The organism is Amycolatopsis orientalis DSM 43388 (genome assembly GCF_000411975.1).
GTDB classification, from domain to species: Bacteria; Actinomycetota; Actinomycetes; order Mycobacteriales; family Pseudonocardiaceae; genus Amycolatopsis; species Amycolatopsis orientalis_D.
Map to the genome: position 1 here is coordinate 147348 of NZ_ASXG01000015.1, position 20017 is coordinate 167364.

The following is a 20017-nucleotide window of genomic DNA, read 5'->3' on the forward strand; positions in this document are numbered from 1 at the left end:
GGTCACTGTTCCTTGCTGCGCATCGCTGGTCACCCTTCATCCGGCGTGTTCGGGAAAAATGTACACACCTAAGGCCCTTGTGGACAGGCGGCAAACGGTCTGAAACTGTGAGTAAGGCGAGTGTCACTGAAGATCCGCGCAAGACCCGGGGGGAAGAATGGTCACATTGGGGGAATTTTCTGGTCTGGGGCTGCGCGACGCGGTTTCCCGGTGGTCGATCTGGTCGCGGCCGCGGCAGTGGGTCGCGGTCACGCTGACGAGCATGGCCGTCACGGTGGTGCTCACCGTGGTGAGCGCGCTGGTGTTCCCGGTCAGCCTGGGCCAGCTGGGCATCCTCGCGATGCTGGCCGGACTGGCGATCGCGCAGACCGAGGTCACCCGGCAGATCGAGCGGCAGCGCCGGATGCTGAGCCAGGGCCCGCACATCACCGTCACGTCGGTGTGGCTGCTTCCGGCGGCACTGCTGGTGCCGCCGCAGCTGGTGGCCGCGCTGGGCGTGATCATCTACGTCTACCTGGCGTTCCGCAGCTGGAACGGCACGCGCCCCGGTGAGGCGCACCGCGTCGCGGCCAACGCGACCACGATGATCCTGTCCGGCTTCGGCGCCGCGCTGGCCGGGCACCTCGCGGACGGCCACAGCGTCTCCACCGTGGTGGCGGGCGCGCTCGGCTATTTCCTGGTCAACACCGCGCTGACCGGCCTTGGTCTGTACCTGACCGACCCGGCGAAGGCGACGGCCGAATCGTGCCTGGGCACGATGGACGACAACCTGCTGGAACTGGCGACCCTGTGCGTCGGCGGGCTGCTCGTGATGGTGCTGAGCCACGAACCGCTGCTGTCGGTGCTGGTGATCCTGCCGCTGTACGTGCTGCAGCGGTCGATGCTGATCAAGCGGCTCGAGGAACTCGCGACCACGGACCAGAAGACGCAACTGCTCAACGCCACCACCTGGCAGGACGGCGCGCAGCGCGAGATTTCCCGCGCCGAGCGCGAGAACGGCAGCTTCGGCGCGTTGATGATCGACCTCGACCACTTCAAGCGGATCAACGACACCTACGGCCACCTCGCGGGCGACGACGTGCTCAAAGCCGTTGCCGCCGTGGTGAAACAGGAGACCCGGGCACACGACCTCGTCGGCCGGTTCGGGGGCGAGGAGTTCGTCGCGCTGCTCCCGTCGACGTCCAAGGAAGACGCGATCGTGACGGCGGAACGGATCCGGCAGCGGATCAGTGAGCTGGTGATCCCGACCCAGACGAACGAAGGCGAGGAGGTCTCGATCGAAAACCGCACCGCGTCGATCGGGGTGGCCGCGTTCCCGCTGGACGGGACAAGCATCGAGGAAGTGATGGCCGCGGCGGACGCGGCGGTGTACGCGGCGAAGAACAGCGGCCGCAACCGGGTCGTCGGCTCGGTAGCGCCAACCCGGGAACTCGCGGCGGTCGCCTGACGACCTCGGACCCGGCCGGCACCCTCCCCCGGCCGGCCGGGTCCATCCTTCGCGACAACCGGGAATTCGGAAGTGAAACCTGTGCCGCGCACCGAAATCCGCCCCGCCCGCGACGATGAACTCGCCTCCGTCGCCGCGTTGCGCTGGCGGTGGGTCGCGGACCAAGACGGGCTTCCGCACCACAATCGAACCGAATTCGTGCGCGAGTTCGCCGCCTGGGCCCGAGCGCACGCCGAAACGCATAGCTGTCTGGTCGCGGTCCGGGACGAGCACGTGCTCGGGATGGCGTTCCTCGCGCTGACCCCCAGAGTGCCGACGCCGCGCGACTTTTCCCGGGTCTGCGGCGACGTGCAATGCGTGTACGTCGTGCCGGAAGCGCGGGACAGCGGCGTCGGCGGGCTCCTGATCGAGGCGACGCTGCGGCTGGCCGCGGAATTCGGGCTGGAGCGAGTGACCGTGCATTCCTCGGACCGCGCGATCCCGGCCTATCTGCGGCACGGGTTTTCGGTGTCGAAGAACCTGCTGCAAAGCGAACTGCGGATCTCGGTCGACGTGCCCGCTAACCGAACATATTCCTAGGCCCCTCCGGCTTGTTCCCCTGCGCGATCTCCCGGAACTCCTGCGCGGTCCGCTGCACGAACGCCGCCGACGCGCGGGAGTCCAGGGACTTCTCGCGGATCCGGTCCGCGACGTCGCAGTAGGTCTCGGTCCCCTCGTCGAGGAGGAAGGCCCCCGAGTGCTGGTGCTCGAAGTAGACGATCGGGTCGCCGACGTCCACGTGGTACACGCAAAACCGGCCGGCCAGGCCCGGATGCCCGCCGTTGCCGGCGGGCACGACGCGGACCGACAGCTTCGCCGACGTCGCCATCAGATCGGCGAGGAACCGCAGCTGCCGGGCCATCGTCGCGGGCCCGCCGACCGGATTGCGCAACGCTGCCTCGCCCAGCAACACCTCGCACGGAATCGCGCCCGGACCGACCACCAGCGGGCGGCGCATCATCCGGATCTCCGCCTGGCGTTCCGCGTCCTTCAGCGGCAAGCCGTCAGCGAGGAACAGCGCCCGCGCGTAATCCGGGATCTGCAGCAGACCCGGGATGAGCAGCGGCTGCCATTCGACGACCGACGTCGCGGCGCGTTCGCACGCGAGCAGCCCGCCGAGATGGTCCGGGTCGGACTGCTTGCCGCGGGCGACCCAGCCCGGTTCGGCGGTGCCGCGCGCCAGTTGCAGGATCCGTTGTTTCTCCGCACCCACGACGCCGAGCGCGCCGAGAATGCCCGCGACGTCCTCCAGCGCGGGAACCCGTTGGCCCAGCTCCCAGTTCGACACCAGGGCGGGGTTGGTGCCGACTCGGCGGGCGAGTTCGCGCAGTCCGAAACGGGCGTCGATCCGGGCCTCGCGCAGCGCGGTGCCGAGGGTGCGGATCCGGGGGGTGAGCATGGCCGTGCCTCGCATGGCCGCCTTTGTAGGTGTCACCAAATGCGAACACCTCTAGCTGTCACCCGAAGGTGGGCAGGCGGCCCGGTCGCGCCCGGATTTTCGCCCCGAGCGCGACCGGCGGCCGGCGTCACTTCAGGCCGGTCGCCTCGGCCGCGGCCGGGTCGGAGTCGGCGAGGAACGTCTTGCAGCGCTCGTACTCCTCGGTCTCGCCGATGCGGCCCGCGGCGGTGCCGAGCGCGGCGAGCGCGCGCAGGAAACCCTGGTTCGGCCGGTGCGCCCACGGCACCGGGCCGAAGCCCTTCCAGCCGGCGCGGCGGAGCTGGTCGAGGCCGCGGTGGTAGCCGGTGCGGGCGTAGGCGTAGGCGGCGACGGTCTCGCCGTCGGCGAGCGCGCGCTCGGCGAGCGCGGCCCAGGCCTCGCTGTAGTCGGGGTGCTCGGCGGCCACGGCGGACGGGTCCGTCCCGGAGTCGAGCGCGGCCTGCGCGTCGGTGTGCTCGGGCAGCAGCGTGGGCTCGGGGCCCAGCAGGTTGTGCGTCATGCCGCCATTGTGCCCACGATGCTCCCGGGTCAGAGGAACAGGCTGGTCAGCACGCCTCCGCCGGCCAGAACGAGTGCTGCGATCAGCACGGCTGCGACGGCTCGTTTCGGCATCATGGCCCGACACCCTGCCGTGCCCGGCGGCGCGAGGGCAAGTCCGCCACCCGTAGGGGTGAACCCGGGTTTTTGCCCCTTCTCCCGCCGCGTCCACTTGCGGCAGGGAATGATGGCGCCTATGACGAAGGCGGTTGAAGACGTCGCCGGCCCTGCGGTCCCGCGCGGACCAGTGGGCAAGACGAGGCTTTTCTTCGCGACGCACTGGCACCGCGGCGCACCGGGGCAGCCGACCCCGGCGTGGGTGCTGCGGTTCTGTTACGGCATGTGGCTGACCGCGTTCGCGTTCAAGCTCGTCGGGTCGTCGTGGGACATGTCGTGGCACTTCAAGTGGCTGCGCGACGACCTCGCCCCGCCGCACCTGATCAACACCGTCGGCACGGTGATCATCGTCGTGCTGGTGGCGATCCACAGCTACACCGGCCTCGGCTGCGACCGGCGCTCGCTGCGGCTCATGCAGGCCGGGCTGATCGTGTTCCTGGTCGCCGCGCCGCTCGACGTGATCAACCACCGCGTGAACGGCCTCGACCTGACCGCGTGGAGCCCGTCGCACATGATGCTGTATCTCGGCACCGGCATCATGCAGGCGGGCGTTCTGCTCGGCTGGCTGCGGCTGTCCCCGCCGGGCCGCTTCCGCACCGGGGTGCTGCTCGCGCTGTGGGCGTTCTTCCTGGAGAACACCTTCTTCCCGAACGGCCAGCAGGAGTACGGAATCCTCGGCCTGCGCGCCTGGGAACGCGGCACGCCCGAGGCCGAGCCGTCCCTGCTTTCCTTCGCCGCCAACCAGATCGGCCACCCGGTCGACCGAGCCGCGGTGCTGCACTTCACGATGCCGATCCCGGAGTGGGTGTACCCGTTGTGGGGCATCGGGGTTTCGGCGCTGATCCTCGTGCTCGCCCGGAAAACTGCCGGACGCCGCTGGGCCGCACTGACCGTGGCCGGGGCGTACGTCGCGTATCGCGCGGTGATGTGGCTCCTGCTGCTGGCGCTGGGATTCCCGGTGTCGACGGTGCCGTTCCATCTGCTGGCCGTCGGGCTGGCGGTGGATCTGGCCTTCCTGCTGCCCCGCCCCGCGGCTGCGGGAGCGGTTTTGGTGACTGTGCTCGGGTATGGCGCGTTCTGGGTCCAGTCCCAGTTGCGGCCTTGGCTGCTCGGGGACCAGCAGACGGAATCGGCACCGCCGGTGGCGTATTGGACGGCGCTGGTCGCGGTGGTAGCGGTGTTCGCGTTGTGGGCTGGGGCTGGTCCGGCTAAGGAGTGGTGGGATTCTCGGCGTTCGATCGCTGCGTAGCGTGGCGCTGCCATTCGACCGCTTCCGCCGAGGGACTTTCTTTGGTGGGCGCCGTGAAGTCCTAACTGGACAGAAGACCGCGGTAGTAGTCGGTAGCCGGTTTCATGCCGTGGTCCGGGTCGGCGTTGTACAACCCGTCTGGGCCTTTCGGGCCGAAACTGTACGGCTGATACAGCGTCGCACAGGACGGTTCGGTTTTGGCGAGTTGTTGCCAGCGTTGCCATTCCGCGTCGTAGCGGGCGAGGTGAAAGCGCATTGCCGTTTTGTCGTATCCGCCGGCGTAGCCGCGCAGCATTACTTCCCAACCGTGGTGTACGACGCGGTGCCAGGATTGGCCGTAGCGGGCGGACACTCGCAGGTACGTCCGATCGGCGTGGTCGCGCAGCGGGATCGTGTCGGCCAGTGCGACGATTTCGTCCCACATCCGGGCCGCGCCGGCCTTTTCGGCTAGCACCGGCTCGACCCGTCCGGCCGCAACGATCGCGGCGTAATCGCTGGTCAGGTCCTTGTCGGAACCGCCGAGGAACTGGTCGCGGGTCCACATCAGCCGGCCCATCGGGTGCACCACGCTGTAATGCCCGCGCAGCACGGCGGCCGCCGACAGCAGGGCCAGCCTTCGGAAAAGGCGGACTGCCTCCCCGTGCAACCCGAGCCGCGTGGTCGCGTACTCGTGGAACGCGCCTTCCTCGCCCAGCCCGGTGTCGCGGGTCCAGCGGGCGATCACCCAGGTGTTGAGGTCGCACCACAATTCGTTCCGCAGATACGGTCCACGCCAGCCGCCGCCGCGGGACCAGGTCCAGACTCCGGCGATGATCGGATTGTCGGCTACCTCGGCGAGTCCAATCGGGCCGGTACGCGGCTGGGTGCGGAATTCCTCGAAGCCGTTGACCACGCCGTCGATCACGTAATTCGGGAACGCGCCCTTGCCCTCGTACTCGCGCTGGCATTCCACCTCGATGATCTGCCGGTGTTTGCCGACACCGATGGTTCGGTTGAACGGGATCGTCCGCCAGAAGTCCTTCGCGGTGTGCTTGATCGAGAATACCAGGTTTTCGTGCGTGTCGACCTGGTCGGTGACCTGCCGGTAGAAATCCGGGTCACTGGTCAGCTTGTCGCTTCCGGTGGACCAAGTGCGGTAGAAGACCCGCTTGCCAGCGCGTACGCACAGCTCGTCGCGGAGGAGGCCGAGCAGGGTCAGATGACTGGCGGCGCCGTTGGTGATCGGGTTGTTTCCGGTGTGGAACGGTACGTTCTGCACGTAAGTCTCGCCGGTGCGTACGACAATTCCGTCCAGGCCAGGGAAACGCGCGCAGATCTCGCGCAGCATCAGCCGGTGGATCTTCTGGGTGAGCGGGCGGTCGAAGCTGATTCTTCCTTGGCTGTCGAGGATTTGGCCGCCGTAGAGTTCGACCAGTCGTTTCGGCAGCACGATGATGTCGGTGAAGAAGTACGCCGCGATGCCCGCCGCGTGCGCTCGCGCGATGTGGGCGTCGATCTTCTTCGCAGTGGCTTCGACCCACGCGCGACCAGGGGAGCCGGCGGGGAAAATGCGCTCGTCGAACGTCTCGAAGGTGATTGCGGTTTGCGGCGGGGTGAACTCGTTGATCACCTGACCGTCGTAGCCGTAGCTTTCCAACGTCCGGGGATCGTTGAAGCGACTGGAAAACAGCGGTTCGCCGGGGTTGTTCTGGACCATGTCGAGCAGGAACGGCAACCGTCGTCCGGCAGGCTTCGGATCGGCGAACGCGGTCCCCGCGGTGGCGGCGAGTGTCGCGAGGGCGACCCCGCCGCGCAGCGCCGTCCGCCGACTGGTTTCCCACGCTGCACCCATTGCCGCCACCCTTCATAGATCTGATGTATTCGGTCGACCATAAGAAAGGCGGCCAGCCGAGTCAATCGGCCAACTGTCGCGTTCATACATGTGAAACTTGTCTTGACCAGACAGGAAGCTTGCCGGTCCTTAAGTGAACTGGTACCCCTGAAAGGCCAAGACATCTGATGACCACCGCCGCCGCCAGGAGTGGATGCGTCATGGACCAGGCAGGAATCAGCCGTCGCAGCGCGCTCGCCGCGGCGGGCGCAGCCGGACTGCTCGGACTCACCACGCCCCAAGCGCACGCCGCCCCGGTCGCCACGCCTTGGTATCCCTCCGCCAAATTCGGCATCTTCATCCACTGGGGCGTTTACTCAGCCGCGGCTTGGGGCGACGCTAAACACGCCGCGGAGTGGTACTTGTACGCCATGAATGTCACGGATCCCGCACGCGGCACCGGAACCCGTGACCACCACCTGGCGACCTACGGCGCGGATTTCGCGTACGACGAGTTCATTCCGCGCTTCACCGCCCGCCGCTACGACCCGCGCTCTTGGGTACGGCTGTTCGAACAAGCGGGAGCCCGGTATTTCGTGCTGACTTCCAAGCACCACGACGGTTTCCAGCTGTTCCGCAACACCGCGTCCGACCGCAATTCCGTCCGCCTGGGCCCCGGCCGAGACCTGGTCGGCGAACTCTTCTCCGCAGCCGAAGGATCCTCGCTCAAACGCGGTCTTTACTACTCGCTGGGCGAGTTCTACAGCCCCGCACTCGGGACCGCGCCCAGAAACCTTACACCGGAGTGGAAATCCCCTACACCGGCTATCGCCCAGTCACCGATTACGTGACGCAATACGAGCACGTGCACCTGAAAACCCTGATCGACCACTACGATCCGGATATTCTGTGGGCAGACGGCCAGGGCTACCACGAATTCGGCGGCGGCCCGATCTTCCGGCCGAAAACGTGGGACTGGCGGAGCGACGAGATCCTGTCGTATTACTACCGCAACGCCGCCGACCGTCCGCACCCGAAGAGCGTCCTGGCCAACGACCGGTTCGAGACCGCACAGGCGGATTTCGCGACCGTAGAAGGGGATAACAAGAAGTACGTCCTGCGCCCGGACCCATGGGAAGCTTGCTTGAACATCGGGAAGTCGTGGGGATACAACGAGAACGAGGATCCGGCGAAGATCAAAACCTCGGCGCAGTTGCTCCGGCTGCTGGCCGAAGTCGTCAGCAAGAACGGAAACCTGCTGCTCAACATCGGCCCGCGAGAGGACGGCACGATCGCGGACTGGATGAGTTCGCGGCTGCTGGACATGGGCCGCTGGCTGCGCCTCAACGGCCGCGCGATCTACGGTTCGACCCCTTGGATCCGAGCGATGGACGGCGACCTCTGCTACACCCGCACGCGCGGCGCGTTCAACCTGATCCCCCTCCGCTGGCCGGACGGCCGGCTTCTCGTGCCGGGAGACGTGCCGCTCAGCAGCCGATCCCGCATCCGCTTACTGGGCGGGCCTTCCCGGCCGCTGCGGTGGACCCGCACGGGGGACGGGATCGTGATCGACCTCCCGTGGCGGCGAACGGACGGGTTCCCGGAGGAGTTTCCGGCGGTGCTCTCGGTGACGGAGTGGTAGGCGGGACGCCTCGAGAGGACGAGGCATGCGTAGCCCGCCGAGCTACGTGGGGCTACACTAGACGCCGTGAAGGTGATCACTCAGCGGGAATTCCGCAACAACTCCGCTGCCGTCATGGACGCGGTCGAGGCAGGCGAGACCTACCACGTCACTCGCAATGGCGTCGAGGTCGCCGAGTTGCGACCGATACCACGCAGGCGTCAGCTCACGGCCGAGGAATTGGTGGACCGGCATCGCAGGCTGCCCGCGGTTGAGGCGGCCCAGATGCGGCAGGAGGCTGACGAATTCTTCGGGAGCGAGGATCGGGTGGATTCCGACAATGCGTGGGAGCGGTCTCGTGGCTGAACGCCGCGAGGCAGGTGTGCTCGACACCTGTACGTACATCGACCTCAGCCGTCTCGATCCTGCGACATTGCCCAAGATCCCGGAACTCACCGCTGTCACCATGGCTGAGCTGCATCAGGGCGTAGCCATGGCGAAGGATGCCGCCGTTCGCGCGGCGCGCACAGAGAAGCTCGGTGCCGCTATCGTCGACTTCGCGCCGCTGCCATTCGATGGCGAAGCGGCCGCCCGCTATGGGACGTTGGTCGCTCTGGTGCTCGCGGCGAAGCGGGACCCTCGGCCCCGTCGGATGGATCTCATGATCGCTGCCATCGCGTCCTCTCGAGGATTGCCGCTCTACACCCGCAACGCGGACGACTTCAAAGGCCTGGGCACCATGGTCGAGGTAATACCCGTTTAAACGGCTACATCCGATGCCGAACCTTTCGGTCGTCATTGGGGTGCGCGACCAATAACGATGTCCCAGGCCAAAAGCAGTCCGACTCACCAGCCCCGTTCGCGCCACTCCGGCAGCTTCGGCCGTTCGGCTCCCAGCGTGGAATCGCCGCCATGCCCTGGATAGAACCACGTCTCGTCCGGCAGTTCCCCGAAGAGCTTCTCCTCCACGTCCTTGAGCAACGACGCGAAGCGAGCCGGATCCTTCTCCGTGTTCCCGATTCCGCCCGGGAACAACGAATCGCCTGTGAAGAGGTGCGGACTTCCTTCCGGGTCACGGTAAATGAGCGCGATGCTGCCCGGCGAATGACCGACGAGATGCCGGGCCGTCAGCTCGACCTCGCCGACGCGGATGGTGTCGCCGTCGTCTACCGGGACGTCGATGCGGGCCTTGATCCCCTCGATGTCGTCGCGGCCCGCGTAGGTGCGGGCACCCGTGGCCTCGGCGACCTCTTCCAGCGCGATCCAGTGGTCCCAGTGCCGGTGCGTCGTCACGATCGACGCGAGGCCCCCGTCGCCGGCCAGGGCGAGGAGCGTTTGCGGGTCGGCGGCCGCGTCGATCAGCAGTTGTTCTCCGGTGGCGCGGCAGCGCAGGAGGTACGCGTTGTTGTCGATCGTGCCGACGGAGACTTTCGAGATGGTCAGGCCGCTGGTCTCCCGCACATCAGCGGGGCCGCCGGTGGTCACCACTCCGGTGTAGGTCATGGAGTTCCTCCCTCGTCCCGGTCCAGCCAACCGATGCGATGGGCAACCGTCAACGCACGAAAACAGGGAGGCCGCCCGAGCACTGAGCCCGAGACGGCCTCCCCGTCGGAAAATCCGGTCAGCTCAGCTTCTTGCCCGCCGAGCCCAGGGCCTGCGAAGCCTCCACCACCCGGGCCGCCATGCCTGCCTCGGCCGCCTTCAGGTAGCTGCGCGGGTCGTAGGTCTTCTTGTTGCCGACCTCGCCGTCGATCTTCAGCACGCCGTCGTAGTTCTTGAACATGTGGTCCGCGATCGGGCGGGTGAACGCGTACTGCGTGTCGGTGTCCACGTTCATCTTCACCACGCCGTAGGACACCGCCTCGCGGATTTCCTCCGGGAGCGAGCCCGAGCCGCCGTGGAAGACCAGTTCGAACGGCTTCGAGCCGGCCGGCAGGCCGAGCTTCTCGGACACCACTTCCTGGCCGCGCTTGAGCACGTCCGGGCGCAGCTGCACGTTGCCCGGCTTGTACACGCCGTGCACGTTGCCGAAGGTCGCGGCCAGCAGGTAGCGGCCCTTCTCGCCGGCGCCGAGCGCGTCGACCGTCTTCACGAAGTCGCCCTCAGCGGTGTACAGCTTCTCGTTGATGTCGTTCGCGACGCCGTCTTCCTCGCCGCCGACAACGCCGATTTCGACCTCGAGGATGATCTTCGCCGCCGCGGCCTTGGCGAGCAGTTCCTGCGCGATCTGCAGGTTCTCGTCCAGGTCGATGGCCGAACCGTCCCACATGTGGGACTGGAACAGCGGCAGGCCGCCGCCGCGGACGCGTTCGGCGGAGATCTCGATCAGCGGGCGGACGAAGCCGTCCAGCTTGTCCTTCGGGCAGTGGTCGGTGTGCAGCGCGACGTTGACGTCGTACTTCGCGGCCACCACCTGGGCGAACTCGGCCAGCGCGGTCGCGCCGGTGACCATGTCCTTCACCTTCTGCCCGGACGCGAACTCCGCGCCGCCGGTGGAGAACTGGATGATCCCGTCGCTCTCCGCCTCGGCGAACCCGCGGATCGCGGCGTTCACGGTTTCCGACGAGGTCACGTTGATGGCCGGGTAGGCGAACTCGTTCTTCTTCGCCCGGTCGAGCATCTCCGCGTACACCTCGGGGGTGGCGATGGGCATCGGTTCCTCCTCGAGACGACTGGCTTCTACAGCGGCATCGTACGAGGTGGACCGGCCGGGGCGACCGGTCCTACCTCACACGAGACGAAACCGACTGGAGCGATTCAGAGCAGCTCGGCCGCGATTGCCCGGTAGGCAGGGAACGGATCCGCGTCCAGCGACTGCACGCTGACGTGCTCGGCGCCCGCGTCGAGATGCGCCTGCAGACCCTTGGCCAGGGCTTTCGCGTCGCCGTGGACAGCGAGCGCGTCGATCAGGCGGTCGCTGCCACCGTCGGCCAGGTCCTCCTCGGTGAAGCCGTGCTTGCGCAGGTTGGCGGTGTAGTTGGACAGGCCGAGATAGAACCGCACCGTCTTGCGGCCGGTCTCGCGCGCCCGCTCCGGATCGGTGTCGAAGACGACCTTCTGCTCGGGCGCGAGCAGCGTGGAAGCCCCGACGATCTCGCGCGCGGCCCGCGTGTGCTCCGGAGTGGTCAGGTACGGGTGCGCGGCCGCGGTGCGGTCGCGGGCGAGTTCGAGCACCTTCGGGCCGAGCGCGGCGAGCGCGCGCGACTCCTGGGGCACCCCGGCCGCGTCGAGCGCGTCCAGGTACTCGACCAGCGCCGCGTACGGCTTCTTGTACTCCTGCGTGTGCTCGCGGTGGCCCGCGCCGACGCCCAGCAGGAACCGGCCCGGGTGCTTTCCCTCGATCCGGTGGAACGCCTGTGCGATGCCCTCGGGCGCGTCGGCCCAGATGTTGACGATGCCGGTGGCGACCTTGATCCGCTCGGTCGCGGCCAGCACCTCGTCGACGATCGCCAGGTCGCCGCCGGGCGAACCGCCGAGCCAGATCGTGCCGTAGCCCAGTTTCTCCACCTCGGCGGCGAACGCGCCGTCCACCTGGGCCGACATCCGCCACACGCCTAGCTTGCCCAATTCGATAGCCATGTCCCGCCCAACGCGCGAGAACCCGGTTTTCCTCCCGCCCCGGCCGGATTAGGTTCGAAAGCATGACGAAGCTCGGCTCCACGGAACTGGATATCCACGGCCTCAACCTCGGCTGCAACGTCTTCGGCAACACCGCGGACGAACCCGCTTCATTCGCTGTTCTCGACGCGTACACCGCGGCCGGCGGCAACTTCCTCGACACCGCGAACACCTACGGCGGCGGAGGCGGTTCCGAAACGATCATCGGCAACTGGCTCGCCAAGCGCGGCCGCCGCGACGACATCGTCATCGCCACCAAGGTCGGCATGGGAGACCAGCGGCCGGGGCTTTCCGCGAAGAACATCGCCGCGGCGGTCGAGGAATCGTTGCGCCGCCTGCGAACCGACCACATCGACCTCTACTACGCGCACAAGGACGATCTCGACACTCCGCTCGAAGAAACCCTCGGCGCGTTCGACCAGCTCGTCCGCGACGGCAAGGTCCGCTACATCGCGGCGTCCAACTACGAACCGGACCGGCTCTCCGCCGCACTGTCCATTTCGGACCAGAACGGCCTCGCCCGCTACGTCGCCCTGCAACCGCACTACAACCTGGTCGAGCGGGATTACGAGCGCGAGCTGGCCCCGCTCGTCGCCCGCGAGAACCTGGTGACCCTGCCGTATTTCGGCCTGGCCAAGGGATTCCTCACCGGCAAGTACCGTTCGAAGGACGAGCCGGGCGACTCGCCGCGCGCTCCGCGAGCACTGGAATACCTCGACGCCCGCGGCGAACGGGTGCTCGCCGCGCTGGACGAGGTGGCCGCCGCACACCAGACTTCGGTCGCCAGCGTCGCGCTCGCTTGGCTGCGCCAGCAGCCGACCGTCGCCGCGCCGATCGCCAGCGCCCGCACCCCGGAACAGCTGGCCGATCTGCTCGCCTCGGTCGAGCTGACTCTGACCGACGCCGAACTCACCGCTTTGGGCGAAGCGTCCAGCTGATACTTACCGGGGAGTAGCTTACTGCGGGTAGGTTGTTGTACGGTGCCCTCCGGACAGGCGAAAACCGGCTCAGGAGGGCACCGTGGCTCAGCAGAAGCAGGTCGACGGCAAGGTCGTGCTCATCACCGGAGCCGCTCGCGGGATCGGAGCCGGCCTGGCCGAGCGGCTCGCCGCGCGCGGCGCCAAGGTCGCGCTCGTCGGGCTGGAAGCCGACGAACAGGAAGCGGTCGCCAAGCGGATCGGGCCCAGCGCGAAGTCCTGGGAAGCCGACGTGACCAGCTGGGACGACCTCGAGCGCGTCACCGCGGCGGTGGTCGAGCACTTCGGCGGCATCGACATCGTCATCGCCAACGCGGGCATCGCGACCGCCGGGTTCGTGCGCTCGGTGGACCGCTCCGCGTTCGAGCGCGTGATCGAGGTCGACCTGCTCGGCGTGTGGCGCACGTTCCGCGTCACGATGCCGCACGTCATCGAACGCCGCGGCTACCTGCTCGCCATCTCCTCGCTCGCCGCGATCACGCACGCGCCCGGCATGGCGAACTACGCCGCGGCGAAGGCGGGCGTCGAAGCGTTCTGCAACAGCCTCCGCGCGGAGGTCGCCCACCTCGGCGTGAAGGTCGGCGTCGCGCACCCCACCTGGATCCGCACCGACCTGGTCGAAAGCGCCGACGCGCACCCGGTGTTCGGCAAGCTGCGGGCCGGAATGCCCGGTCTGCTCGGCAAGACCTACCCGCTGGACGTCGCGCTCGACGACCTGGAGGCCGGAATTCTGCGCCGCGCCCGGACGATCCACGTGCCACGCTGGGTCGGCGGACTGAAGCTGCTGCGCTCGTTCCTGCCGCCGATCGTCGAACTCGGCGCGCGGACCCGGGTGCCGGCAGCGGACCGGGCCGCGCTGAAGGACGTCGAGGAGCGCGGCGCGTTCGAGTCGTCGGTCAACGGCCACGGCGGGCGCGCGGCCACCAAACGCAGCTGAGGAGCGCCATGTCCCGTCGCGACCAGATCCGGATGACGCCGGACGAGGTGCAGGCCTACCTGGCCGAGCAGAAGATCATCAACGTGGCCTCGATCGGCCCGAACGGCAGGCCGCACCTCACCGCCCTCTGGTACTACCCGCACGAGGGCGGGGTCGCGACGTGGACGTATGGCAGCTCCCAGAAAGCGAAAAACCTGCGCCGGCTGCCCGAGGCGACCGTGCTGATCGAAAGCGGCGATTCCTACGACCAGCTGCGCGGGCTCTCCTTCGAGGCGGACGTCGAGCTGGTCGACGACACCGACCAGGTCACGAAGATGGGAACCGCGCTGATGATGCGCTACTCCGGGATCGAGCCGGGCGCGCCGGTGCCCGACGAGCTGCGGACCCTCGTCGAACGGCAGGCGCCGAAGCGCGTCGGGCTGATCCTGCGTCCGACGAGGATCGCGAGCTGGGACCACACGAAACTCGGCGGCGTTTACTAGGGCACGAGGGCGACGAAGCTGAGGCCCGACGTGCGTTCCGCCAGGTCGAGAGCGGATTCCGGATCATCGAGACCCACCGTCAGCAGCTCGACGACGGAGAGGTCCAGTGCACCCGAACGGATCAGGTTCCACACCGTCCGCACCGTCTCGTCGTCGCTCATCCAGGAGCCGCGCAGGGTGAGCCGGCGGTGCATGAATTCTCCGTACGGGATGGTCAGGTCCTGGCGTACGCCGCCGACGAGCACCAGGGTGCCGCGCACCCGCAGGCTGTCGTAGGCGGCCATCGTCGCGTCCGCCGTCGGTGTCGCGCCGAGCGCGTCGAGGGCGATGTCGACCGGGCCGATCGCCGCCGCGTCCGTCGCGCGATCGCCGGTCAGCTGGTGGATACGCACGCGCGGATCGAGCTCGGCCAACCGGTCGAGCGCCACCTTGTTGCGGCCGACCGCCGTCACCGTCGCCGCGCCCTCCGCCAGCGCCAGCAGCACCGCGGCACCGCCCATCTGTCCGGTCGCGCCGATGACCGCGACGTCGCGTCCGGCCAGCGGACCCGCGGCGTGCAGTCCCGAGGCGGCGACGCAGAGCCACGGCAGAAACGCCAGCCGCGCCGGGTCCGGGTAATTCTCCGCACCCGGCAGTTTGACCATCGTTTCCTTGGCGCACAACGCTTTCTCCGCGAAGACACCGTCCCGCCACACCTCGCGCATCCGGTCCGTGCGTTCGGTGCCGCCGGAAGCGCCGAGGCCGACCCAGCCGACCAGGATCTCGTCGCCGTCGCCCGCGTCGAGCAGCGCGGTGTTCACCACGAGATCACCCGGCGCGACATGGAAACCGTCCGGCGCGACGTCAGTTACCCGGCCAATGCACAACGGTCCGAGGATCAACGGCTTCGGCAGGTCGCCGCGTCCTCCGGTCACCACCACCTTCGTGTAAGCCGGGAGGTGCGCGGCGAGCACCTCCACGACCACTCCGCCGCCTCGCAGCGCGGGTTCTGGCACCTCGGAGAGGCGCAGGCCTTGTGCGTCAACAGTCCAAGCTCGCATGAGACCAGCCTCGCGCGCCGCTAAGCTGGTATCCAGAATCGCGTTATTCTGGTACTGGAGGTTCTAGGGTGAGCGCCGAACTGGGTACTTTCCTGCGCAGCCGCCGCGAGCGAATCTCCCCGGCCGACGCTGGCCTGCCGGTCACCGGACGTCGCCGCACGCCCGGATTGCGCCGGGAAGAGCTGGCCTTGCTGGCCGGAATCAGCGCCACCTGGCTCACCTACCTCGAGCAGGGCCGCGACGTCCGCCCGTCCGACCAGGTCCTCGACTCCTTGGCCCGGGCACTGCGGCTGACCAGCACGGAGCAGGAGCATCTGCGCCGTCTCGCCGACGGTGGAGCGACGCCCGAGTACGCGCCCGAAGAGGCTGCCCCCGAGGTCGCGGGCGTTCCGGCGATGCTGGGCGGCAATCCCGCGTACGTCACCGGCATCTGTTACGACCTGCTCGCCTGCAACGACGCCGCCCTGGAGCTGTTCAAGAACATCGAGCCAGGCGCCAACGTCGTCCGCTGGATGTTCACCGAGCCCGCCGCCCGAGAGGTCCTGGTCGACTGGGAGCAGGAAGCGCGCAACATTCTGGCCCGGCTGCGCGCGATCGCCGGACAGCATCCCGGCCACCCGAGGGTGACCCGGCTCGTGGCCGAGCTGACCGAGGCGAGCCCGCAGGTGCGCGAGTGGTGGCCGCACTACGAAATCCAGTTCAGCCACGCAGGTCACAAGCGCTTTCGGCACCCTCGGCTGGGCGTCGTCACGGCGACGCACGCCGCGTTCCACGTGGCCGAGCGTCCGGAGCAGACGCTGGTGGTCTATCGGCTGCCGAGTGGTACTGACGAGTAGGAAGTACTTTCGAGTAACTGTTACCTGAGGTAACATCAACGCTGCCAGACCCCCAGCGCAGCGGAGGCCGACAAGATGACCGAGCGGTTCAAGGTCGTGATCGTGGGCACCGGGTTTTCCGGGCTCGGCCAGGCGATCCAGCTCGAAAAAGCGGGCATCCGGGACTACGTGATCCTGGAGAAGGCCGACGAGGTCGGCGGCACCTGGCGAGACAACTCCTACCCGGGCTGCGCGTGCGACATCCAGTCGCACATGTACTCGTTCTCCTACGCGCAGAACCCGGACTGGAGCCGGTCGTTCTCGCCGCAGCCGGAGATCTTCGACTACCTCAAGGGCGTGGCCGACTCCTACCGGCTGCGGGACAAGATCCGGTTCGGCACCGAGATCACCGGCGCGCACTGGGACGAGGGCGAACGCCGATGGACGGTGGAAACCAAGGGCGGCGCCGAGTTCTCCGCCCAGTTCGTGGTGGCCGGCGTCGGCGGCCTGCACATCCCGCAGATCCCGAAACTGCCCGGCATCGCCAAGTTCAAGGGCCAGACGTGGCATTCGGCGCAGTGGAACCACGAGTTCGACCTGAGCGGCAAGCGGGTCGCGGTGATCGGCACCGGCGCGAGCGCCGTGCAGTTCGTGCCGAAGATCGCGCCCGAGGTCGGCGAATTGACGCTGTTCCAGCGCACGCCGCCGTGGATCATGCCGAAGCCGGACCACGCGATGCCGGGCTGGGCCAAGCAGTTGTTCAAGCGCGTTCCGGGCACGCAGCGGCTGTACCGCAACGCGCTGTACTGGATGCTCGAATCCCGCGCGATCGGGTTCAACGGGCATCCGAAACTCATGCAGGCCGCCGAAATCCTCGCGCGCCGGCACATCGCGAAGGGCATCAAAGACCCCGCGCTGCGCCGGAAAGTCACGCCCGACTACACGATGGGCTGCAAACGCGTCCTGCTTTCGAATGACTATTACCCGGCCCTGGACCGGCCGAACGTCGAGGTCGTCACCGACGGCGTCGCCGAGGTCCGCGCGCACAGCATCGTCGACACCGCCCGAGTCGAGCACGAGGTCGACGCGATCATCTACGGCACCGGCTTCAAGGTGACCGACGCGCTGGAGTACCTCGACATCACCGGCGTCGGCGGCCGCGATCTCGCGAAAACCTGGGCCACCGAAGGGATCCAGACGCACAAGGGCATCACCGTGTCCGGGTTCCCGAACCTGTTCTTCCTGCTCGGCCCGAACACCGCGCTCGGCCACAACTCCGTGGTGTTCATGATCGAATCGCAGTCCCGCTACGTGGTCGACGCGATCCGGCTGGCCGATTCGCGCGGTGCGGCGGCACTGGACGTGCGGCCGTCGGTGCAGGAGGAATTCCAGGAGCAGATCCAGGACAAGCTCGTCAAGGGCGTGTGGACACAGGGCGGCTGCAAGAGCTGGTACCTGGACTCGAAGGGCGTCAACCGGACGATCTGGCCGGGCTTCACCTGGCGGTACTGGCTGGAGACCCGACGCGTCGAGCCGAGCGATTACGAACTGAGCGGCCGGTCATGAGCGCCGACCACGAACAGATCGTCCTGCACGCCCGGGACGTGGAGTTCGACTGGTCGAAGCTGCCGATGCACTGGATTCCCGGGCACCCGCAGGCCACGCACAGCATCAACGTGCTGCATCTGGCGCTGCCCGAGGGCGAACGCTGGTTCGTCGAGGTCTTCAAGCAGGCCGTCCCGCTGATCCGCGACGAGCGGCTCAAGGAGGACGTGCTCGGGTTCATCGGCCAGGAGGCGATGCACGCGCAGGCGCACGACGGCGCGGCCGCGCACCTGGAGTCCGCCGGGGTTTCCGTGCGGCCCTACCTCGCGCAGATGGAGTGGATGTTCCGGCGGCTGCTCGGCGACCGGCCCGGCGCGAGCCGGGAATGGCTGATCGAACGGCTCGCGATGGTCGCGGCGATCGAGCATTACACGGCGTTTCTCGGCCAGTGGATTCTCGACGCGAAGGAACTCGACGCGGCCGGAGCCGACGAGACGATGCTGGATCTCCTTCGCTGGCACGGCGCGGAGGAAGTCGAGCACCGGTCGGTGGCGTTCGACCTGTTCTGCCACCTCGACGGCCGGTACGTTCGGCGCGTGCGTTCGATGCTCGTGGTGACTCCGGTGCTGGCGTGGATTTTCCTGCGCGGCACGCGGTTCCTGATGAAGAACGACCCGACGCGCCCGGGCCGCACCAGCTGGCGGGCGTACCGGCGGGCCGCCCGCCAGGGGCTGCTGCCCGGACCACGCGAGCTGCTGCGGGAAATCCGGCCGTACTTCCGGAAGTCCTATCACCCCACCGAAACCGGCAACACCGACCAGGCGGTCGCGTACCTGGCGAGTTCGCCCGCGGCGCGGGCCGCCGACGCTCCGCGATGACCGCCCCGCAGTTCCCGCCCCGGCTCGACGGCAGCGGCCGACGCGACCGGCTGATGTCCACTTTGGTCGCGGTCGGCGCGGCTTATCGAAGGCTGGCCGAGGTTTCCGGACGACGGCGGCCGCCGGTGCGCGAGGTCGACCGTCGCCTTCCCTTGGTCGTCGACGCCGTGCGCACCGAGGCCGACGAGGTGGTGAGTCTCCGGTTGGTGCGGCCGGACGGAAATCCGCTGCCCGCTTGGCGTCCCGGCGCGCATATCGACTTGCTGCTGCCTTCCGGTACGGTGCGCCAGTATTCGCTGTGCGGATCGCCTTCCGATCTTTCGCATTACCGGATTGCGGTGCGGCGCATCGGTTCCGCGTCCGCGGAAGTGCACGCACTCGCCGCCGGAACCCGCGTGACAGTACGAGGTCCGCGCAACGCTTTTCCGTTCGTCGCCGCGCCCGCGTACCACTTCGTGGCGGGCGGAATCGGGATCACCCCGATCCTGCCGATGGTGCGTCGCGCCGAGGAAAGCGGCGCGGATTGGCGGCTCGTCTACACCGGCCGGTCCCGGGAGTCGATGCCGTTCCTCGGCGAACTCCCCGCCGAGCGAGTGCGGATCCGGCCGGACACGGAGTTCGGCATTCCGGCGTCCGGCGCGGAATTGCTGGAGGAAATGCCCGCCGGCGCCTCGGTGTACTGCTGCGGACCGGTGCCGATGATCACCAGCGTCCGCGTCGATCTGGCGCGCACCGGAGCCGCCGCGGTCTACTTTGAACGGTTCTCGCCGCCGCCGATCGTGGACGGCGAACCGTTCCGCGTCGTGCTGCGCCGCAGCGGCCGCACCCTCGACGTGCCTGCCGATCGCTCCACGCTCGACGTGGTGCGCGAGGTGCTGCCGGACGTGCCTTACTCGTGTCGCCAAGGTTTCTGCGGCACCTGCGAGGTGGCGGCCGAAGACGGCGGGCGCGTACGGATCTGCGTCGACCGCGGGCCCGCCGTCCTGGAGCTTTAGCCCTGCGCGGGCACCCAGTCGCCGAGCACCGGCTTGAACTCGCGGACGGTGCGCTCGGCCACCACGCCCTCGAGCGCGTACGGGTCGTTGTCGATCAGCTCGGCCAGCGCCGCCTCGTCCTCGGCCTGCCAGAGCACCAGGCCGCCGGAGTTGTCGGCGAGCGGGCCCGCGACCGCGACCCGGCCGGCCGCGACGTGCTCCTTCAGGTAGTCCCGGTGCCGCGGCCGGACATCGGCCAGCTTCTCCTGGACATAGCGGATTTCGACGAGGTACCAGGCCATGCGCTTACTCCCGGGGTGAGCACGACAGTGACGCCGCAGACGCTACCGGTGACCGGCGGGCGGACGCACCATGCGAGCGGTGGCAGCGGGAGGCCGACCCGATAGGCTAGGCATGGGCGGCACCTGTGCGCACGCTGTGCCTATCGCGCGCCAATGGGCCTGCTGAGCGGACATGTCGAGGACGGGCGGGG

At 68.2% G+C, this 20017-nt stretch carries 22 protein-coding genes; 14 read left to right on the top strand and 8 right to left on the bottom strand.

Features of this window, described 5'->3' with window-relative positions; genetic code table 11:
* Positions 1–157: 157 nt before the first annotated feature.
* Positions 158–1447, top strand: a complete 1290-nt coding sequence (locus L942_RS02210) for a GGDEF domain-containing protein (protein WP_440201287.1) — start codon at positions 158–160, stop codon at positions 1445–1447.
* A 72-nt stretch (positions 1448–1519) separates the two neighbouring features.
* Positions 1520–2026, top strand: a complete 507-nt coding sequence (locus L942_RS02215; protein WP_440201288.1) for a GNAT family N-acetyltransferase — start codon at positions 1520–1522, stop codon at positions 2024–2026.
* On the opposite strand, the gene L942_RS02220 is transcribed toward L942_RS02215, so the two are convergent.
* Together L942_RS02220 and L942_RS02225 are read right to left on the bottom strand one after the other, a co-directional pair.
* Positions 2007–2900 (bottom strand): helix-turn-helix domain-containing protein, encoded by an 894-nt coding sequence (locus L942_RS02220; protein ID WP_037354158.1) that lies wholly within the window; start codon positions 2898–2900, stop codon positions 2007–2009. The genes L942_RS02215 and L942_RS02220 overlap by 20 nt on opposite strands.
* Before the next feature lie 112 nt (positions 2901–3012).
* Complete coding sequence (locus L942_RS02225) at positions 3013–3423, bottom strand: DUF3151 domain-containing protein (RefSeq protein WP_037354159.1); 411 nt, start codon at positions 3421–3423, stop codon at positions 3013–3015.
* A gap of 234 nt (positions 3424–3657) precedes the next feature.
* Here L942_RS02225 and L942_RS02230 point away from each other — a divergent pair, with 234 nt between their 5' ends.
* Positions 3658–4827 carry a hypothetical protein gene (locus L942_RS02230; protein WP_200862676.1) on the top strand — a complete coding sequence of 390 codons (1170 nt, stop codon included), beginning with the start codon at positions 3658–3660 and terminating at the stop codon, positions 4825–4827.
* Between the two features lie 61 nt (positions 4828–4888).
* Here the strand turns inward: L942_RS02230 and L942_RS02235 are convergent, their stop codons facing one another.
* The gene (locus L942_RS02235) at positions 4889–6658 is read right to left on the bottom strand and encodes a hypothetical protein (RefSeq protein ID WP_200862677.1); all 1770 of its coding nucleotides are present in this window, start codon (positions 6656–6658) and stop codon (positions 4889–4891) included.
* A gap of 200 nt (positions 6659–6858) precedes the next feature.
* Here L942_RS02235 and L942_RS45795 point away from each other — a divergent pair, with 200 nt between their 5' ends.
* The 4 genes from L942_RS45795 to L942_RS02250 all read left to right on the top strand — a co-directional run bounded on the left by L942_RS45795 (position 6859) and on the right by L942_RS02250 (position 9021).
* A complete protein-coding gene (locus L942_RS45795; protein WP_051165661.1) occupies positions 6859–7488 on the top strand; it encodes an alpha-L-fucosidase in 630 nt (209 codons plus the stop codon).
* The gene (locus tag L942_RS45800) at positions 7443–8279 is read left to right on the top strand and encodes an alpha-L-fucosidase (RefSeq protein WP_158684405.1); all 837 of its coding nucleotides are present in this window, start codon (positions 7443–7445) and stop codon (positions 8277–8279) included. The genes L942_RS45795 and L942_RS45800 overlap by 46 nt, the downstream gene beginning before the upstream one ends.
* A gap of 66 nt (positions 8280–8345) precedes the next feature.
* Entirely contained in the window at positions 8346–8624 is a 279-nt protein-coding gene (locus L942_RS02245; RefSeq protein ID WP_037354160.1) for a type II toxin-antitoxin system Phd/YefM family antitoxin, read from the top strand.
* Positions 8625–8640: 16 nt separating this feature from the next.
* On the top strand, positions 8641–9021 hold the full coding sequence (locus L942_RS02250; protein WP_081654909.1) for a type II toxin-antitoxin system VapC family toxin: 381 nt from the start codon (positions 8641–8643) through the stop codon (positions 9019–9021).
* 83 nt (positions 9022–9104) lie between these two features.
* Here L942_RS02250 and L942_RS02255 read toward each other — a convergent pair whose 3' ends face one another.
* From L942_RS02255 to L942_RS02265, 3 genes are all read right to left on the bottom strand, one after another.
* Positions 9105–9761 (bottom strand): MBL fold metallo-hydrolase, encoded by a 657-nt coding sequence (locus L942_RS02255; RefSeq protein ID WP_037354163.1) that lies wholly within the window; start codon positions 9759–9761, stop codon positions 9105–9107.
* 118 nt (positions 9762–9879) lie between these two features.
* Positions 9880–10911, bottom strand: coding sequence for a class II fructose-bisphosphate aldolase (fbaA, locus tag L942_RS02260; RefSeq protein WP_037354164.1), 1032 nt, complete (start codon positions 10909–10911; stop codon positions 9880–9882).
* Positions 10912–11015: 104 nt separating this feature from the next.
* Positions 11016–11837: an LLM class F420-dependent oxidoreductase gene (locus L942_RS02265; protein ID WP_037354166.1), complete on the bottom strand. Its 822-nt coding sequence runs from the start codon at positions 11835–11837 to the stop codon at positions 11016–11018.
* 62 nt (positions 11838–11899) lie between these two features.
* Here L942_RS02265 and L942_RS02270 point away from each other — a divergent pair, with 62 nt between their 5' ends.
* The 3 genes from L942_RS02270 to L942_RS02280 all read left to right on the top strand — a co-directional run bounded on the left by L942_RS02270 (position 11900) and on the right by L942_RS02280 (position 14272).
* Positions 11900–12814, top strand: coding sequence for an aldo/keto reductase (locus tag L942_RS02270; protein ID WP_037354169.1), 915 nt, complete (start codon positions 11900–11902; stop codon positions 12812–12814).
* 82 nt (positions 12815–12896) lie between these two features.
* The gene (locus tag L942_RS02275; RefSeq protein WP_037354172.1) at positions 12897–13790 is read left to right on the top strand and encodes an SDR family oxidoreductase; all 894 of its coding nucleotides are present in this window, start codon (positions 12897–12899) and stop codon (positions 13788–13790) included.
* 8 nt (positions 13791–13798) lie between these two features.
* Positions 13799–14272, top strand: a complete 474-nt coding sequence (locus tag L942_RS02280; RefSeq protein WP_037354173.1) for a pyridoxamine 5'-phosphate oxidase family protein — start codon at positions 13799–13801, stop codon at positions 14270–14272.
* On the opposite strand, the gene L942_RS02285 is transcribed toward L942_RS02280, so the two are convergent.
* A complete protein-coding gene (locus L942_RS02285) occupies positions 14269–15312 on the bottom strand; it encodes a zinc-binding dehydrogenase (RefSeq protein ID WP_037354176.1) in 1044 nt (347 codons plus the stop codon). The genes L942_RS02280 and L942_RS02285 overlap by 4 nt on opposite strands.
* Positions 15313–15380: 68 nt before the next feature.
* On the opposite strand from L942_RS02285, the gene L942_RS02290 reads away from it, so the two are divergent.
* The 4 genes from L942_RS02290 (at position 15381) to L942_RS02305 (ending at position 19545) form a co-directional block, all read left to right on the top strand.
* Positions 15381–16148 (top strand): helix-turn-helix transcriptional regulator, encoded by a 768-nt coding sequence (locus L942_RS02290; protein WP_037354178.1) that lies wholly within the window; start codon positions 15381–15383, stop codon positions 16146–16148.
* 75 nt (positions 16149–16223) lie between these two features.
* Positions 16224–17693 (top strand): flavin-containing monooxygenase, encoded by a 1470-nt coding sequence (locus L942_RS02295; RefSeq protein WP_037354180.1) that lies wholly within the window; start codon positions 16224–16226, stop codon positions 17691–17693.
* Positions 17690–18550, top strand: coding sequence for a metal-dependent hydrolase (locus tag L942_RS02300; protein WP_037354181.1), 861 nt, complete (start codon positions 17690–17692; stop codon positions 18548–18550). Before L942_RS02295 ends, L942_RS02300 begins: the two co-directional genes overlap by 4 nt.
* Positions 18547–19545 carry a PDR/VanB family oxidoreductase gene (locus tag L942_RS02305; RefSeq protein WP_037354185.1) on the top strand — a complete coding sequence of 333 codons (999 nt, stop codon included), beginning with the start codon at positions 18547–18549 and terminating at the stop codon, positions 19543–19545. The genes L942_RS02300 and L942_RS02305 overlap by 4 nt, the downstream gene beginning before the upstream one ends.
* Here L942_RS02305 and L942_RS02310 read toward each other — a convergent pair.
* Positions 19542–19826, bottom strand: a complete 285-nt coding sequence (locus L942_RS02310) for a YciI family protein (protein WP_037354188.1) — start codon at positions 19824–19826, stop codon at positions 19542–19544. The genes L942_RS02305 and L942_RS02310 overlap by 4 nt on opposite strands.
* Between the last annotated feature and the right edge of the window lie 191 nt (positions 19827–20017).